This is a genomic window from Streptomyces sp. WMMC500 (genome assembly GCF_027497195.1).
GTDB lineage: Bacteria > Actinomycetota > Actinomycetes > Streptomycetales > Streptomycetaceae > Streptomyces.
The window spans coordinates 4,081,339-4,096,866 of sequence record NZ_CP114905.1 but is presented as its reverse complement, the minus strand read 5'-3'; the positions used below and the strand labels follow the sequence as shown (position 1 = coordinate 4,096,866).

Annotated in this window: 15 protein-coding genes and 3 tRNA genes; 8 read left to right on the top strand and 10 right to left on the bottom strand. The window is 73.2% G+C overall.

From position 1 onward, the window contains the following. Positions 1 to 24: 24 nt before the first annotated feature. The 3 genes from O7599_RS17430 (at position 25) to O7599_RS17420 (ending at position 2,722) form a co-directional block, all read left to right on the top strand. The gene (locus O7599_RS17430; protein WP_281623075.1) at positions 25 to 1,617 is read left to right on the top strand and encodes an MDR family MFS transporter; all 1,593 of its coding nucleotides are present in this window, start codon (positions 25 to 27) and stop codon (positions 1,615 to 1,617) included. A gap of 219 nt (positions 1,618 to 1,836) precedes the next feature. Then, the gene (locus tag O7599_RS17425) at positions 1,837 to 2,223 is read left to right on the top strand and encodes a helix-turn-helix transcriptional regulator (RefSeq protein WP_281623417.1); all 387 of its coding nucleotides are present in this window, start codon (positions 1,837 to 1,839) and stop codon (positions 2,221 to 2,223) included. Positions 2,224 to 2,281: 58 nt separating this feature from the next. Continuing rightward, entirely contained in the window at positions 2,282 to 2,722 is a 441-nt protein-coding gene (locus O7599_RS17420; RefSeq protein ID WP_281623074.1) for a VOC family protein, read from the top strand. A 108-nt stretch (positions 2,723 to 2,830) separates the two neighbouring features. Here the strand turns inward: O7599_RS17420 and O7599_RS17415 are convergent, their stop codons facing one another. The 9 genes from O7599_RS17415 to O7599_RS17375 all read right to left on the bottom strand — a co-directional run bounded on the left by O7599_RS17415 (position 2,831) and on the right by O7599_RS17375 (position 9,004). Then, positions 2,831 to 3,775: an A/G-specific adenine glycosylase gene (locus tag O7599_RS17415; RefSeq protein ID WP_281623073.1), complete on the bottom strand. Its 945-nt coding sequence runs from the start codon at positions 3,773 to 3,775 to the stop codon at positions 2,831 to 2,833. Between the two features lie 104 nt (positions 3,776 to 3,879). Beyond that, positions 3,880 to 3,955, bottom strand: a tRNA-Gly gene (locus O7599_RS17410). A 358-nt stretch (positions 3,956 to 4,313) separates the two neighbouring features. Then, the gene (locus O7599_RS17405; RefSeq protein ID WP_281623072.1) at positions 4,314 to 4,919 is read right to left on the bottom strand and encodes a response regulator transcription factor; all 606 of its coding nucleotides are present in this window, start codon (positions 4,917 to 4,919) and stop codon (positions 4,314 to 4,316) included. Next, positions 4,916 to 6,397 (bottom strand): histidine kinase, encoded by a 1,482-nt coding sequence (locus O7599_RS17400; RefSeq protein ID WP_281623071.1) that lies wholly within the window; start codon positions 6,395 to 6,397, stop codon positions 4,916 to 4,918. Before O7599_RS17400 ends, O7599_RS17405 begins: the two co-directional genes overlap by 4 nt. After that, entirely contained in the window at positions 6,337 to 7,161 is an 825-nt protein-coding gene (locus O7599_RS17395) for an ABC transporter permease (RefSeq protein ID WP_281623070.1), read from the bottom strand. Before O7599_RS17395 ends, O7599_RS17400 begins: the two co-directional genes overlap by 61 nt. Continuing rightward, the gene (locus O7599_RS17390; RefSeq protein ID WP_281623416.1) at positions 7,158 to 8,180 is read right to left on the bottom strand and encodes an ABC transporter ATP-binding protein; all 1,023 of its coding nucleotides are present in this window, start codon (positions 8,178 to 8,180) and stop codon (positions 7,158 to 7,160) included. The genes O7599_RS17395 and O7599_RS17390 overlap by 4 nt, the downstream gene beginning before the upstream one ends. Before the next feature lie 157 nt (positions 8,181 to 8,337). After that, positions 8,338 to 8,410 (bottom strand) — tRNA-Gly (locus tag O7599_RS17385). A gap of 74 nt (positions 8,411 to 8,484) precedes the next feature. Then, positions 8,485 to 8,556, bottom strand: a tRNA-Gly gene (locus O7599_RS17380). Positions 8,557 to 8,686: 130 nt separating this feature from the next. Then, on the bottom strand, positions 8,687 to 9,004 hold the full coding sequence (locus O7599_RS17375; protein WP_281623069.1) for an Lsr2 family protein: 318 nt from the start codon (positions 9,002 to 9,004) through the stop codon (positions 8,687 to 8,689). Between the two features lie 322 nt (positions 9,005 to 9,326). Between O7599_RS17375 and purS the strand changes: the two genes are divergently transcribed. The 4 genes from purS (at position 9,327) to O7599_RS17355 (ending at position 14,033) form a co-directional block, all read left to right on the top strand. After that, complete coding sequence (purS, locus tag O7599_RS17370) at positions 9,327 to 9,596, top strand: phosphoribosylformylglycinamidine synthase subunit PurS (protein WP_281623068.1); 270 nt, start codon at positions 9,327 to 9,329, stop codon at positions 9,594 to 9,596. Continuing rightward, on the top strand, positions 9,593 to 10,273 hold the full coding sequence (purQ, locus tag O7599_RS17365) for a phosphoribosylformylglycinamidine synthase subunit PurQ (RefSeq protein ID WP_281623067.1): 681 nt from the start codon (positions 9,593 to 9,595) through the stop codon (positions 10,271 to 10,273). The genes purS and purQ overlap by 4 nt, the downstream gene beginning before the upstream one ends. Continuing rightward, on the top strand, positions 10,270 to 12,528 hold the full coding sequence (gene purL / locus O7599_RS17360; RefSeq protein WP_281623066.1) for a phosphoribosylformylglycinamidine synthase subunit PurL: 2,259 nt from the start codon (positions 10,270 to 10,272) through the stop codon (positions 12,526 to 12,528). Before purQ ends, purL begins: the two co-directional genes overlap by 4 nt. 77 nt (positions 12,529 to 12,605) lie before the next feature. Then, positions 12,606 to 14,033 carry a hypothetical protein gene (locus O7599_RS17355; protein WP_281623065.1) on the top strand — a complete coding sequence of 476 codons (1,428 nt, stop codon included), beginning with the start codon at positions 12,606 to 12,608 and terminating at the stop codon, positions 14,031 to 14,033. Between the two features lie 53 nt (positions 14,034 to 14,086). On the opposite strand, the gene O7599_RS17350 is transcribed toward O7599_RS17355, so the two are convergent. Further along, complete coding sequence (locus O7599_RS17350) at positions 14,087 to 14,599, bottom strand: PH domain-containing protein (protein WP_281623064.1); 513 nt, start codon at positions 14,597 to 14,599, stop codon at positions 14,087 to 14,089. 54 nt (positions 14,600 to 14,653) lie between these two features. Here O7599_RS17350 and O7599_RS17345 point away from each other — a divergent pair, with 54 nt between their 5' ends. Beyond that, positions 14,654 to 15,520: a sterol carrier family protein gene (locus tag O7599_RS17345; protein ID WP_281623063.1), complete on the top strand. Its 867-nt coding sequence runs from the start codon at positions 14,654 to 14,656 to the stop codon at positions 15,518 to 15,520. The last annotated feature ends 8 nt before the right edge of the window (positions 15,521 to 15,528 follow it).

Here is a 15,528-nt window from a genome sequence, read left to right as displayed (position 1 = left end):
CGGCAAGTAAGTAGGGAGAGGCCCATGGCGGACAAGGACGAGGAGGCGGTCCCGGCACCGCCGCGCAACATCAGGCTGATCATGCTCGGTCTGATGATCACGATGATGCTGGCCATGCTGGACAACCTGATCGTCGGGACCGCGATGCCCACGATCGTCGGCGAGCTGGGCGGCCTGAACCACCTCGCCTGGGTCGTCACGTCGTACACCCTGGCCATCGCCGTCTCCACCCCGCTGTGGGGCAAGTTCGGCGACCTGTACGGCCGCAAGGGCATCTTCCTGTCCTCCATAGTCCTCTTCCTGGTCGGCTCCGCCCTCTCCGGCATGGCCCAGGACATGGGCCAGCTCATCGCCTTCCGCGCGGTCCAGGGCCTGGGCGGCGGCGGTCTCATCGTCGGCGTGATGGCGATCATCGGCGACCTCGTGCCGCCCCGCGAACGCGGCCGGTACCAGGGCATGATGGCCGCCGTCATGGGCATCGCCACCATCGGCGGCCCGCTGGTCGGCGGGACGATCACCGACCACCTCGGCTGGCGCTGGGCCTTCTACATCAACCTGCCGCTCGGCGCCGTCTCGCTCTTCGTCATCTCCACCGTGCTGCACCTGCCGAAGAAGCGCATCAAGGCGCGCGTGGACTACACGGGCGCCGCCCTGCTCTCGATCGGGCTGACCGCGCTGGTGCTGGTGACCTCCTGGGGTGGTACGGAGTACGACTGGGCGTCGGTGCAGATCATCGGCCTGGCCGTGCTCGGCGCCGCCGCGCTGGCGGCCTTCGGCTGGGCGGAGACCCGCGCTGAGGAACCCATCATCCCGCTGCGCATCTTCCGCAACGGCAACTTCACGGTGATGAACGTGATCGGGTTCATCGTCGGCTTCGTGATGTTCGGCGGCGTGACCTTCCTCCCGCTCTTCCAGCAGAGCGTCCAGGGCGCCTCGGCCACCAACTCCGGGCTGCTGCTCCTGCCGATGATGCTGCCCGTCATGGTCGTCTCGCTGTTCGTCGGCCGGACCGTGACGAAGACCGGGCGCTACAAGGTCTTCCCGATCGTCGGCGGCGCCGCCCTGATCGCCGGCATGTACCTGCTGTCCACGATGGACACCGACACCAGCCGCCTGACCTCCGGGATCTACATGGCGGTGATGGGCGCCGGGCTGGGCTTCATGATCCAGATGTCGATGCTCGTCGGGCAGAACAGCCTGGAGATGCGCGACATGGGCGCCGGCAGCTCGACGATCACCCTGACCCGCACCATCGGCGGCTCCTTCGGCGTCGCGCTGATGGGCGCGGTCTTCAGCAGCCGGGTCGCCGACACGATGGCCGAGGAGGCCGGGCCCGCGGGCGAGAAGGCGGCGGGCGGCGGCGGGCAGTTGACCCCGGAGCGGATCGAGCAACTGCCCGCGCAGATCAAGGAGGCGTACCTGAACGCCGTCTCGAACGGCACCCACCAGGTCTTCCTGTGGGGCACGGCGATCGCGGCGCTCGCGTTCCTCGCCTCGTGGTTCGTCAAGGAGGTCCCGCTGCGCGGGGCCGCCCCGGCGAAGAAGGACGCCGGACCGGCCGGGGACGCCGGTCCGGGCTCCGCGCAAGCGGAGACGGAGGCCCCGGCGAAGGTCTGAGAGCGGGCCGGGGCCCCGGCGGCCGGGCCGCGCGCCTCCCGCGGTAGCGGGCGGGGGGCGCGCGGCCCTTCCGTGTCCGTACGGACCGGAGGGCCGGGCCCGTACGGCGTGCGGTGCCGCGGGCGCGGCGGCGTGCGCGGGCCGGTTGTCGGTGGCGCGTGCCATGCTCGAAGAGTGCTTCGCCCCGATCTGCGCGCGCTGCGCGGCGCCAAGGACGCCATGGACCGCGACTGGGCCGACCCGGCGGTCGACCTGGACGCGGTGGCGACGCGCGCCGGTTACTCCCGGTATCACTTCATCCGCGCCTTCAAGGCCGCCTACGGCGAGACCCCCGGCCAGTATCTGACGCGCCGCCGCCTGGAGCGCGCCGAGCACCTGCTGCGTACGTGCAGCCTCTCCGTCACCGAGGTCTGCCACCTGGTCGGCTTCTCCGCCCTCGGCACGTTCTCCGCCAGCTTCAAACGGCGGACCGGGCTGTCCCCCAGCGCCTACCGCGACGCGCACGTGGGCCGCGGGACCGCGCTCATACCCGGCTGCTTCGCGCTGCTGTGGGCCGGCGGGTTCGACCCCCGGATCAGGGAGCGCAACTCTGAGGAAGCGGGCTGAGGCCGCGCCCGCCTAGCGTGGCCGCGTACCGAAGCACCACCCCACCAGGGAGAACGCCATGATCACAAACCTCGCCATCACCACCGTATGGACCACCGACCAGGAGCGGAGCCGCGACTTCTTCACCGACAAGCTCGGCTTCGAGATCCGGGACGACATCGAGATGGGCGAGGGCATGCGCTGGATCACGGTCGGGGTCCCCGGCCAGCCGGACGTCATGCTCGCCCTCATGCGGACCACGGGACCCGGCCTCGACCCGGAGTCGGCCGAGGCGCTGACGACGCTCGTCAGCAAGGGCGTGCTGGGCGCCGGCGCGTTCCACACCGACGACTGCCGGGCGACGTACGAGAAGCTGCGGGACCGGGGCGTGGACTTCATCCAGGAGCCCCAGGAGCGGCCCTACGGGACCGAGGCGATCTTCCGTGACGACAGCGGCAACTGGTATTCGCTGACGCAGCGGCAGGAGGGCGGACTGGACCACAGCAAGCCCTGGGGCTGACGTCCCGGAGGGGCCCGTCCCGTGGCGCCCGCGGCGGCCGGCGGGAGCCGGCCGGAGAGGCGGGCGGATCCGCCGCCCGCCGCCCCCGTGGGCGGCAGGCGGCGGCCGTCAGCTCTGCGGCAGCCGGTACAGCCCGTCCGCCAGCGGCTCCACGAGACCGTCCGACACCAGGCTGTCCAGTGCCCTCGCCCGCTGCACCGGCTCGTGCCACACGGCGTCGAGGCGCTGCTGCGGCACCGGCCCGTCCGCGTCCCGCAGCACGGCCAGCAGCCGGCCGCGCACCTGCCGGTCCGTGCCGGCGTACGTCTGCGTACGGCGCGGCGGGCCCGCGTGCGCCGGGTGCCCGGCGAGCCGCCAGGCGCACAGCGTCGCCACCGGGCAGGTGCCGCACTCGGGCTTGCGGGCCGTACAGACGAGCGCGCCCAGCTCCATCGTCGCGGCGCCCCAGCGGGCCGCTTCGGCGTCCTCCTCCGGCAGCAGCTCCCGTGCGACGCGGCGCTCCACGGCGGTCGTCGCGCCGGGCGGGAACTCGGTGCCGCCGACCAGCCGGGCGTAGACCCGGCGGACGTTGGTGTCGAGCACCGCGTGCCGCTGCCCGTACGCGAAGGAGGCCACGGCGGCGGCGGTGTACTCGCCGATGCCGGGCAGCGCGAGGAGCTGCGCGTGCCGCTTGGGCACGTCGCCGTTGTGCCGCTCCTTTATCGCGGTGGCGGCGGCGTGCAGCCGCAGGGCACGGCGCGGGTAGCCGAGCCGGCCCCAGGCGCGCACGGCCTCGCCGGGCGCCTCGGCGGCCAGGTCGGCGGGGCGGGGCCAGCGCTTCAGCCACTGCGTGTAGACGGGGAGCACGCGGCTCACCGGCGTCTGCTGCAGCATGAACTCGCTGACCATGACGCCCCAGGGGCCGGCTTCCGGCCGGCGCCACGGCAGGTCGCGGGCGTGCTCGCGGAACCACTGGAGGACTGGCCCGTGCAGCGCCGCGGGCTCGGGCGCGGGGGCGGGCGCACCGCCGGCGGGGGCGGGCGCGGATGCGGTACTTGCTGTGGTCGCAGTCATGGCACCCCTGATCCTGGCACAGAAAGGGGCGGGGCCCCGGGCAGCGCCGGGGGCCTTGCGTGTTGTGGCACCGGGAGGCGTAAAGGGAGCGGTGCGCCGGTGCGTGGAGCGGACGACGAGACTCGAACTCGCGACCCCCACCTTGGCAAGGTGGTGCTCTACCAACTGAGCTACGTCCGCGCGGCCGTGGGACGGTTGCTCACTATATCGCGGTACCGGGGCCGCGGACCCCGCGATGGGCCGCGGACCGGGCGGGGGCGGGGGCGGCGCGGGCAGGGGAACGCAGGGGCTGCGGCCGGCCGGGAGAGCGGCTGCGACAGCGGGCGCGTGCCCGCGGAGGGCCGCATTCCGGCAGCGCGCCTGAGGCACGCCGCCGGTCCGGGTGTACGCGGCCCGGGTCACCGGACGCCGGGCGGCCGCCCCCGTGCCGGTGCCCGGGCGGGCTTTCCGCCGGGGTCCGCCGGCGCCGGGGCGCCGCCCCCGCGCCGGATGCCCGGGTCCGTGGCCCGCCGGGCGTCCCCGCCGGGCCCGGCCCTCCTCACAGCCAGCCGCGTTCCCGCGCCAGACGGACCGCCGCGTGGCGGTTCTCCGCGTCGAGCTTCGTCATCGCCGACGACAGGTAGTTCCGTACCGTCCCCGGCGTCAGCGACGCGCGGCGGGCGATGTCCGACACCGGGGCGCCGTCCGCCGCCAGCTCCAGCACCTCCGCCTCCCGCGGCGTCAGCGGCGAGTCGCCCGCCGCGATGGCGTCCGCCGCCAGCTCCGGGTCGACGTACCGGCCGCCCGCGTGCACCGTGCGGATCACCTCCGCCAGCCGCTGCGCCGAGACGGTCTTGGGCACGAAGCCCCGTACCCCCGCGGACAGCGCCTGCTTCAGCGCGCCCGGCCGCCCGTGGCTGGTGACGATCATCGCCGCGCAGCCGGGTGCCGCCGTACGGAGCGAGGCGGCCACGGCGACGCCGTCCAGCCCCGGCATCTGGAGGTCGAGCACCGCGACGTCCGGCCGGTGGGCGCGGGCCATGGCCAGCGCCTCGTCCCCGCCCGCCGCCTCGGCGACGACCGTGAGGTCGTCCTCCAGCGCCAGCAGCGCGGCCAGCGCGCCGCGGATCAGGTGCTCGTCGTCGGCGAGCAGGACTCGGATCACCACACCTCCAGGTCGATACGGGCCGCCAGCCGGAACCGTCCGCCGGTCCTGCGCTGCGCGCTCAGCGTGCCGCCGACGGGCGCCAGCCGCTCCCGCAGCCCGGTGAGCCCGGCGCCGTCGGCGGGGGTGCCGGGCTCGGAGTCGGGGGAGCCGTCGTTGTCCATGACGAGTTCGGCCACGCCGTCCCCGGCCCGCAACGTGATCGTGCACATGCGGGCGTCCGCGTGCCGCAGCACGTTCGTCGTGCCCTCGCGGACCACCCACGCGAGCGCCGACTGCACCCGCTCCGGCACCTCCACCCGCGCGCCCGGAGCCGTCACGTCCGCCTCGTCCACCTCGCAGTCGACCCCCGCCGCGCGCAGCACCGCGCGGGCGCCGGCCAGCTCGGCGTGCAGGTCGGCGGCGCGGTAGCCGCGTACGACCGCGCGGATCTCGCGCTGCGACTCCTGCGCGACGCGCTGTACCTCGGCCATCTGGTGCGCGGCCTCGGGCCGTCCGCGCTGCGCGAGCTGGACGGCCAGCTCGCTCTTGAGTGCCATGACGGCGAGGTTGCGGCCCAGTACGTCGTGCAGGTCGCGGCCGAAGCGCAGCCGTTCCTCGGCGACGGCCAGCCGGGCCTGAGCGGCGCGGGCGGCGTCGAGTTCGTCGACCAGCTTCACGCCCCACGCGGAGAGGCGGTAGGTGAGCCCCATGAACGGCGCGCCGATCGCGGTGCTGAACGCGGTGGCCGCCACCCACTGTCCGCGCGGCCCGATGGCCAGCGCGGCGAGCAGCGTGACGGCGCACAGCGCGCCGACGACCGCCACCCCGCGGCGCAGCGGCAGCGCCAGCACGACCGGGCCGGCCGAGAACATCAGCACCCAGACCAGGAAGGGCCCCAGCTCCGAGGTGTCCACCCGGTCCGCGGCGCGCAGCGCGAGGCCGGCGGCCAGCAGCGCCGACGCGGCGGCGAGGTGCAGGGCGACCAGCGGCCGGGTGGGTCCCGCGGCACCGAGGAACGGGGCGGTGAGGGAGAGCTTGACCTGGAGCGTCAGGTGCACGGCGAGCAGCACGACCACGCCGGCGACGGGCGCTTCGCCGATCTCGTCGCCCGTGTTGTTCAGCCACACGATGAGCAGCACGCCCTCGACCAGCGCGAGGAAGTACATGGTGGAGACGGTGTAGCGGCGCCAGCGCTCGGGGCCGCTCATGCGCCGGGCGCGGTGCAGCCAGCGCAGCACGCCGCCTCCCCGCCGCGGTCCCGGTCCCGGATCCGGGGCGGGGCCCGCGTCCGCGTCCGTGTCCGTGTCCGGCTCGGTCATCTGGTACGTCACCTCCGTCCCGCTCGCCCCGGTCGTCCCGGCCGGCGTGATCGCCCCGTACGGCCGTACCGTACGCCCACCGCCCCCCGGTGGCCGCACGGCCGCCCGCACCCCGCTCACGCGCGCGGCTCCCACCGGAACCACCGCTTCACGGCCCACGCCCCCGCCGCCGTCCACGCCACCGCCACGACGAGCGCCTCGACGACCGCGCCGGTGCCCATCTCCCCGGTCCAGCCGCCGCGCACCAGCTCGACCACCGGCGACAGCGGCAGCCGCTGCGCCACCTCCGCGACCGAGTCCGGCAGCACCTCGAACGGCACGAACAGCCCCGAGCCGAACATCGACACCAGCAGCAGCGGCATGCTCGTCAACTGCGCGCTCTCCGCCGACTTCGTCACCGCCGCGGTCGCCGCGGCCAGCACCGTCAGCATCGCCATCCCCAGCAGCACCCCCAGAACCGCCAGATGCGGCGCTTCGGGCGCGGGCGAGTCCATCGCCAGGCTCACCGTGACGGCCAGCACCAGACACTGCGCCGTCGCCACGCACAGCGCGGGCAGCGCCGCGCCGGCGAGCAGTTCGCGGTCGGCGAGCAGGCCGGTGCGCAGCCGCTTGAGGACGAGTTCCTCGCGGCGGGCGACGTAGACGATGACGAGGTTCGCGTAGACGACGAAGATCAGCGCGAAGACGACCGCGCTCGGCAGCACCACGGTGGCCGCGGTGAGGCCGGTGTCCGACAGGTCCATCTCCTCGACGGCGGACCGGGTGGCGAACGCGAAGCCCGCCGGGGTGACCAGGGCGCCGAAGAGCACGAGCTTGCTGCGCCACATCAGCGTCAGCTCGGCGCGGCCGATCGCGGCCAGCCGGGCGAGCGGCCCCGGGACGTCGGCGGTGCGGTCGTCGAGGTGGTGCGGGTGGGTGGCGGTGGTGGTGGCGGCGGTCATCGGCCGCTCCTCTCGTCGGTACGGACCGCGGCGGCGGTGTGCGTCGCGGGCGCGGCGTCCTTGCCGGGCCGCTTGGCCGGCGCCGCCCTGCGGTCGTCGTGCGCGGCGCCCGCGATCTTCAGGAACGCCTCCTCCAGCGACGCCGACCGGGCGTCGAGACCGGCCAGCTCCACGCCGTTGTCCTGGGCCCAGAGCAGCAGTCCCGTGAGCGTCCGCTGGAGCGCGTCGGTACGCAGCCGTACGCTCGTCCCCGCCAGCTCGTGCCCCGTCACGCCGAGCGCGGGCAGCGGCGGCAGGTCGCCCGGCAGCCAGCCCAGCGGCAGCCGGAACGAGACGGTCGCCGGGTGCGAGCCGACGATGTCCTCGACCGTGCCGGCCGCCGCGATCCGCCCGCCGGCCATGATCGCCAGCCGGTCCGCCAGCTCCTCCGCCTCCTCCAGGTAGTGCGTGGTGAGCAGCACCGTCGTACCGCCGGCGCGCAGTTCGCGCACCAGCTCCCACGTCGCGTGCCGCCCCTCGGCGTCGAGTCCGGTGGTCGGCTCGTCGAGGAAGAGCACCTCGGGCCGCCCGAGCAGCGCGAGCGCCAGGTCGAGCCGCCGCCGCTCGCCGCCGGACAACTGCGCCACCCGTACGTCCCTGCGGTCGGCGAGCCCGACCAGCTCCAGGGCCTCCGCCACGGGCCGCGGGCGCGCCGTGCAGCCGGCCCACATCCGTACCGTCTCGGCGACCGTGAGCTGCGAGGGCATCCCGCCCTCCTGCAGCATCACGCCGGTGTACGGGCGCACCTGTCCGCGCTCGCGGTACGGGTCGCGCCCCAGCACCCGCACCTCGCCCCCGCTGGGCTCCGCCAGCCCCTCCAGCAGCTCCACGGTGGAGGTCTTGCCGGCGCCGTTGGTACCGAGCAGGGCGAACAACTCGCCCCGGCGGACGGCGAAGTCGACTCCGCGCACCGCCTCGAAGTCCCCGTACGCGCGCCGTAGCCCCGCGACGCTGATCACGTTCTCCTGTGCACTGGTCATCATGTCTCCAGGCTTCCGCCGCAGCGGGCGCCGGTGCAGTGCACGCTGTCATCGGACGCGATGACAGATGTCATGGCGGAGCTCATCACGGAGACGATGCAGGAAGATCGCGGCGGCGCACGAAAAGAGCCCCGGCCGAAGCCGGGGCCCTCCACTGAGCGGACGACGAGATTCGAACTCGCGACCCTCACCTTGGCAAGGTGATGCTCTACCAACTGAGCCACGTCCGCGTGCATCCGAACAGCTCTCACCGTCCGGCGCGTGCTCCACTCTACCCCACTACTCACAAGGGGCCGGGTGGCGGAGCGGGTGACAGGAATCGCACACTGCGCCTCCCTCTTGGAAAGAGGGCGCTCTACTACTGAGCTACACCCGCGTGGCCTCGGGGGGTGGCCCCTTGGCGCGTAGCCAGACTCTAGCGGATCCCGGGGGGCAGATGGCAACCCGGGCCGTCGAACGGCGACAAGACCGGCCGCGCGGCGGCCGGAAGCGGCGCCATGCGCACGTCAGTGTGCGGCTTCGAACGCCTCGTAGACCTTCTTCGGAATACGCCCCCTGGCCGGCACGTCCATGCCCTGCGACCCGGCCCAGGCCCGCACGGTGGCGGGGTTGGGCGCGACGTCGGTGCGGGTGAACGCCCGCCCGGACGCGGCCCGCTTCCGCCCGGCCCGCAGGAAGGGCGCGAGCGTGCTGCGCAGTTTCTTGGCGTTCGAGGCATTGAGATCGATCTCGTACGACTTCCCGTCGAGTCCGAAGTTGACCGTCTCGGTCGCTTCTCCGCCGTCGATGTCGTCGAAGAGGCTGACCACTACGCGCTGCGCCACGAAACCGGTCCTTCCGTCGGTCGCGCCTGCCGCTTTCCCGCCCGCCGCGCGACCTGCGCGGAAGACCGGGGCTGCGGGAGCGCCGGCTCATTTGATCAGTGCTTTCCCTTTGTATCGCGACGGATTCCGATGCGGAAGCCGAGCAAAAGGGCCCGCGTGTCACGTCGCAATGCGGACCCTACTTTTATTGGGCCCTTTACCCAAGTGGATATCACGGGCGATGCGGAACCGTAACCGGCCCGACGCATATCTACCCGGGTAGATTTGTCCGCAAGGTACGCTGGCGTCACCGCTTCTTCACAACCCTTACCGGGAGTAGCCAGTGGCCCGCGTCGTAGTCGACGTCATGCTCAAGCCGGAGATCCTCGACCCGCAGGGACAGGCGGTGCAGCGTGCGCTGCCGCGCCTCGGCTTCGCCGGGATCGCCGACGTCCGCCAGGGCAAGCGCTTCGAGCTCGAAGTGGAGGGCCCGGTCGACGACGCCGCCCTCGCGCAGATCAACACGATGGCCGAGACGTTCCTTGCGAACACCGTGATCGAGGACTTCACCGTACGTGTCGAGGAAGTCGCGCACCGGGGAGACGCGAAGTGACCGCTCGTATCGGCGTCGTCACCTTTCCGGGATCTCTCGACGACCGGGACGCGCTCCGGGCGGTTCGGCTGGGGGGCGCCGAGCCGGTCTCGCTCTGGCACCGGGACAAGAACCTGCGGCAGGTCGACGCGGTCGTGCTCCCCGGGGGTTTCAGTTACGGCGACTATCTGCGGGCGGGCGCCATTTCGCGCTTTGCGCCCGTGATGGATACGGTCATCGAGCAGGCCAGGTCCGGTTTGCCGGTGCTCGGCATCTGCAACGGGTTCCAGGTGCTCACGGAAACTCATCTGCTGCCCGGCGCGATGTTGCGTAACAACCACCTCCACTTCATCTGCCGTGACCAGAAGCTGCGGGTCGAGAACGCCGGCACCGCCTGGACCGCCGACTACACCGCGGGCCAGGACATCCACATCCCGCTCAAGAACATCGACGGCCGCTACACCGCCGACGAGCGCACGCTCGACGAGCTGGAGGCCACCGGCCGCGTCGTCTTCCGCTACCTGGACGGCAACCCCAACGGCTCGCTGCGCGACATCGCCGGCATCGCCAACGAGGCGGGCAACGTCGTCGGCCTCATGCCCCACCCCGAGCACGCCGTCGAAGCCCTCGTCGGCACCGGCCGCACCGACGGCCTGGGCTTCTTCACCTCGATCCTCAAGAGGCTGATCTCCGTATGACGCGCACCCCCCTGGATACCGTCAAGCACGCCTCCGGTACCCCCGACGCCGAGCAGCCCTGGGCCGAACTCGGCCTGAAGCGGAACGAGTACGAGCAGATCCGGGAGATCCTCGGCCGCCGCCCGACCGGCGCCGAGCTGGCCATGTACTCCGTCATGTGGTCCGAGCACTGCTCGTACAAGTCGAGCAAGGTGCACCTGAAGCAGTTCGGCGACAAGGCCCCGCCCTCCGACGCCCTCCTCGTCGGCATCGGCGAGCAGGCGGGCGTCGTGGACGTCGGCCAGGGCTACGCGGTCACGTTCAAGGTCGAGTCGCACAACCACCCCTCGTACGTCGAGCCCTACCAGGGCGCCGCCACCGGCATCGGCGGCATCGTCCGCGACATCATCGCCATGGGCGCCCGCCCCGTCGCCGTGATGGACCCGCTGCGCTTCGGCGCCGCCGACCACCCCGACACCAGGCGCGTGCTGCCCGGCGTCGTCGCCGGCATCGGCGGCTACGGCAACTGCCTCGGCCTGCCCAACATCGGCGGCGAGGTCGTCTTCGACCCCTGCTACCAGGGCAACCCGCTCGTCAACGCCCTCTGCGTCGGCGTCATGCGGCACGAGGACATCCACCTCGCCAAGGCCGCGGGCGTCGGCAACAAGGTCGTCCTGTACGGGGCCCGCACCGGCGGCGACGGCATCGGCGGCGCCTCGATCCTCGCCTCCGAGACCTTCGACGACGCAAAGCCCAGCAAGCGGCCCAGCGTCCAGGTCGGCGACCCGTTCCAGGAGAAGCTGCTCATCGAGTGCACCCTGGAGGCGTTCGGCGAGGACCTCGTCGTCGGCATCCAGGACCTCGGCGCGGCCGGGCTGTCCTGCGCGACGTCCGAGCTGGCCTCCAACGGGACCGGCGGCATGCGCGTCGAACTCGACGTCGTACCGCTGCGCGACGCGACGCTCTCGCCCGAGGAGATCCTCATGAGCGAGTCGCAGGAGCGCATGTGCGCGGTGGTCGAGCCCGCGAAGGTGGACCGCTTTCTGGCCGTCTGCGAGAAGTGGGACGTCACCGCCACCGTCATCGGCGAGGTCACCGACGGCGACCGGCTGGAGATCTACTGGCACGGCGAGCAGATCGTCGACGTACCGCCGCGCACCGTCGCGCACGACGGCCCCGTCTACGAGCGGCCGATGGCCCGCCCCGGCTGGCTCGACGACCTCCGGGCCGACGACGCCGCGAAGCTGCCGCGGCCCGCGGACGGCGCCGGCCTGCGGGAGCAGGTGCTGCGGCTCGTCGGCTCGCCGAACCAGGCGGACAAGTCGTGGATCACCTCGCAGTACGACCGCTTCGTCCTCGGCAACACCGTCCTGGCGCAGCCCGAGGACTCCGGCATGATCCGCATCGACGAGGAGACCGGCCTCGGCGTCGCGCTGGCCACCGACGGCAACGGCCGCTACGCCAAGCTCGACCCGTACGCGGGCGCGCAACTGGCGCTGGCGGAGTCGTACCGCAACGTCGCCGCCACCGGCGCCCGCCCGCTCGCGGTCACCGACTGCCTCAACTTCCCGTCCCCGGAGGACCCGGCGGGCATGTGGCAGTTCGCCGAGGCGTGCCGCGGCCTGGCCGACGCCTGCCGCACCCTGGGCACCCCGGTCACCGGCGGCAACGTCTCCCTCTACAACCAGACCGGCGACCAGCCGATCCACCCCACGCCGGTCGTCGGCGTCCTCGGCGTGATCGACGACGTGGCGCGGCGCACGCCGATGGCGTTCGCGAAGGAGGGCCAACTGCTCTACCTCCTCGGCGAGACGAAGGAGGAGCTGGGCGGCTCGGCCTGGTCGCAGGTGGTCCACGACCACCTGGGCGGGCTGCCGCCGGCCGTCGACCTGGAGCGGGAGCGGCTGCTCGCCGAGATCCTGATCGCCGCGTCGCGCGACGGCATGATCGACGCGGCGCACGACCTGTCGGACGGCGGGCTGGTCCAGGCGGTGGTCGAGTCCTGCCTGAAGGGCGGTCACGGCGCCCGGCTGGTGGTCCCGGAACACCTGGATCCCGCGGTGTTCCTCTTCTCGGAGTCGCAGGGCCGCGCGGTGGTGGCGGTGCCGCGCAGCGAGGAGATGCGGTTCACGGACATGTGCGGTGCACGGGGGCTGCCGGCGACGCGGATCGGCGTGGTCGACGGGGACACCGTCGAGCTCCAGGGCCTTTTCAGGCTTCCGCTGACGGAACTCCGCGAGACGTACGAGCGGACGATCCCGGAGCTGTTCGCCTAGGCTGTCCCGGCGCTCATGGCGCTCATGGCGCTCATGCCGGCGCCGGGACGATCGCCGAACGACGGAGACCGGGGGCTATGACTGATCTGTACGGCGTGCGGGTGCTGGCCGTCGACCTGCCGCGGCGCCGCATCCGCCTGCGCACCACCGTCATCTACTACGACAGGGGCTCGCACGCGCCCCTGACCGACGACGCGAGCTTCTTCCTCCGCGTCTTCGGGGAGAGAGCGGACGGTGCGCCGCTGGGTGACGTGCTCACCCAGGACCAGCGCCTCGACGAGACCTGGGTCGACGCCCACACCCGGTTCTTCGTCGAGAGCGTGGAGCGCGTCGCGACGCGTCACCACCCCCTCACGGACGAGGAGGTCGACGAGTTGCTGGACGACGAGGACCGCGGCGGCTTCCCCTGGGAAGAACAGCCCCGGTTCGGCGAGATGACCCCGGAGGCCGCCGCGGACCTCGTCCTCAGCGAGGAGACGAACGTCGGTGCCGACTACGACGTGGTGGTCACCGACCCCCGGTGGATCGAGCACCTGACGGCCGGCGACTGGTGGCGCACCGCGTCGTACCCCACGCACGCCGACCGGCCGCTCGCCGGCGAAGCCGGCGCGATCCCCGATCTGCGCCGTCCGGCAGCCGTGCTGACGCCCTTCGGCGGGGACGACGAGCCGCGCCATCTGGCGTTCTCGGACGACAGCCGCTTTCTCGCCGTCACCAGCGAGGAGGGCGAACTGGTCGTGTACGAGACGGCCGGATGGCGCGAGCGCCTTCGTGCCCGCGCAGACGACTACGTCTCTCCCTGGCTGATGTGGGTGCCCGGCGAGCCGGTCGTCACCCTCCGCCACCACGAGGACCTGCGCCCGCAGGTGGCATACGACGCGGTGCGGGACACGCCGGTCGAGGCACCCCCGCAGTCGGGCAGGCTGCGCTCGCCCACCGGCCGGTACCGCACCGAATGGGTGTCCGGGCCCGCCGTCGGCCTGCTCTCCCCGGCCGGGGAGACGCGAGTGGTGGCGCTGGACGGGAGCGGCGACGAGGAGGACGGCGAGCCGGGGCCGGTGGCGCCCGATCCGTACGAGGCCGTCGCGTTCTCCGCGGACGAGTCGAGGATGTTCGTCGGCCGCGGGTCTCGGGTGTACGTGGTGGACCCGGCGGACGGCCGCATCCTGGAGGTGATCGGGAACGAGGGGATCGAGATCCGTTCCCTTCGGGTGAGTCCCGGCGGTGACCATCTGGCGATCTCAGGGGAGTCGGCGGGGCGGCTGGAAGTGCTCATCCGACGCGTCGGTGACCACCGGGTCGTCACCCGGCACGCCATCGGCCGGGGCTGGTACCCGTTGCAGAGCTACGAACTGGCGTGGTCGCCCGACGGCCGGTGGCTGGCCGCCGGCGTGAGGTCGGTGGAAGTGAAGGACGACTGGGAGGCGAAAGGCGGGGAGACCCACCTCTTCCCCGTGGGCCTGTCCACCCAACCGCCCTACCCCGTACGGCAGCCGCCGGAGTAGCGGCGAGGAAGCCGCCCCGGTCCCGCGACGACGGGCCGGGGTGCGGGGGCGGGTCAGCGGGCGGGCGCGGGGCCGCCTCCGAGGGCGTCCACGGCGCGGTATATCTCGGCCTTCAGCCCCTCCGGGTCGGGTACGTGCCGCAGCGTCATCACGCCCTGCTCGGACGCGGACTGCACGTTGAGGGTCCCGTAGCGCATGATCCGTTCCCACGGGTTGGCGCGGAACGACACGTCGTTGACGCGCGCGAGGGGGATGCTGCGGCCGGACTTGGAGAGGAAGCCGCTGCGCTTGTGCAGCCGCTTGGTGGTGAGGATGTACATCGTGCTGCGCCACTGCAGCAGCGGGATGAGCCAGAAGTAGCAGGCGAAGATCGCCGCCACCGCGAGCACCCCGAAGCTCGTGTACTTCCCCCAGTCCTCGTCCCGCGGCACCCACCACACGAGCGCCCCCGCGGCCACCGCGATGACGCACAACGCCAGGAACTCGTTGACCAGCGTGGTCCAGTGCTGGCGGGTCACGTACACCAGCGACTCGTCTTCTGCGAGGTAGCGGTCGGCGATAGGCATGCGCGCATGGTGGCACAGGACCGCGTTGTCACACATCGGTCGTACGCTCCTGTCATGCCGACCGCCAGACGCAGCGGCGCCCGCAGGGCGCGTACGTACGACCCGCAGAAGACGTGGACGGCGCTCACGGCGCAGGTGCGCGCGCTCAGCGCCGCGGCGCACGCGCTGGACGAGCGCCTGCTCGCGCTGCCGTCGGGCCTGCCGGGCTGGGACGTGCGGCTGCTGCTGGCGCACGTCGTCGACGAGATCGAGACGACGCCGCGGCTGCTCGCCGAGGCCCCGCCGGCGGCGCGGAGGGGCGCGGGACCGGGCGGCGCCGGCCAGGACGTGGTCGCCCTGGACCGGTGGGCCGTGTCGACGGCGGGCATCGCCGACCGGCTGGACGATCACACCCGCCGCGAGGCCGCCCGCATCGCCGCGGAGTACGGGGACGGGCCCTCGGCGCCGGCCGCGGCGCTCGACGCGGCGGCGGAGCGGCTGGCCGCGGCCGGGCCCGAGGCCGTACGGACCGACCGCCTGGTGCCGCACCGCTTCGGCCCGATGACCGCACTCGACATGACCGTCACCCGCCTCGTCGAACTCGTCGTGCACAGCGACGACCTGGCCAGGGCCGTCGGGGTCGACGTCCCGCTGGACCGGGGCGCGCTGGCCGCCGCCGTCCGCGTCCTGGCGGACGCCCTGGCGGCGAAGGCCCCGGGCGCGGCGGTGGAGGTGCGCGTTCCGCCGTACGCGGCGGTCCAGTGCATCGAGGGCCCGCGCCACACCCGGGGCACGCCGCCGAACGTGGTGGAGACGGACCCGCTGACGTGGGTCCGGCTGGCGACGGGGCGTACGGAGTGGTCGACGGCGCTGGCGGAGGGGGCCGTGGCGGCGAGCGGGGAGCGGGCGGATCTGAGCGGGGTGCTCCCGGTGCTGGCGTGACGCGGTGC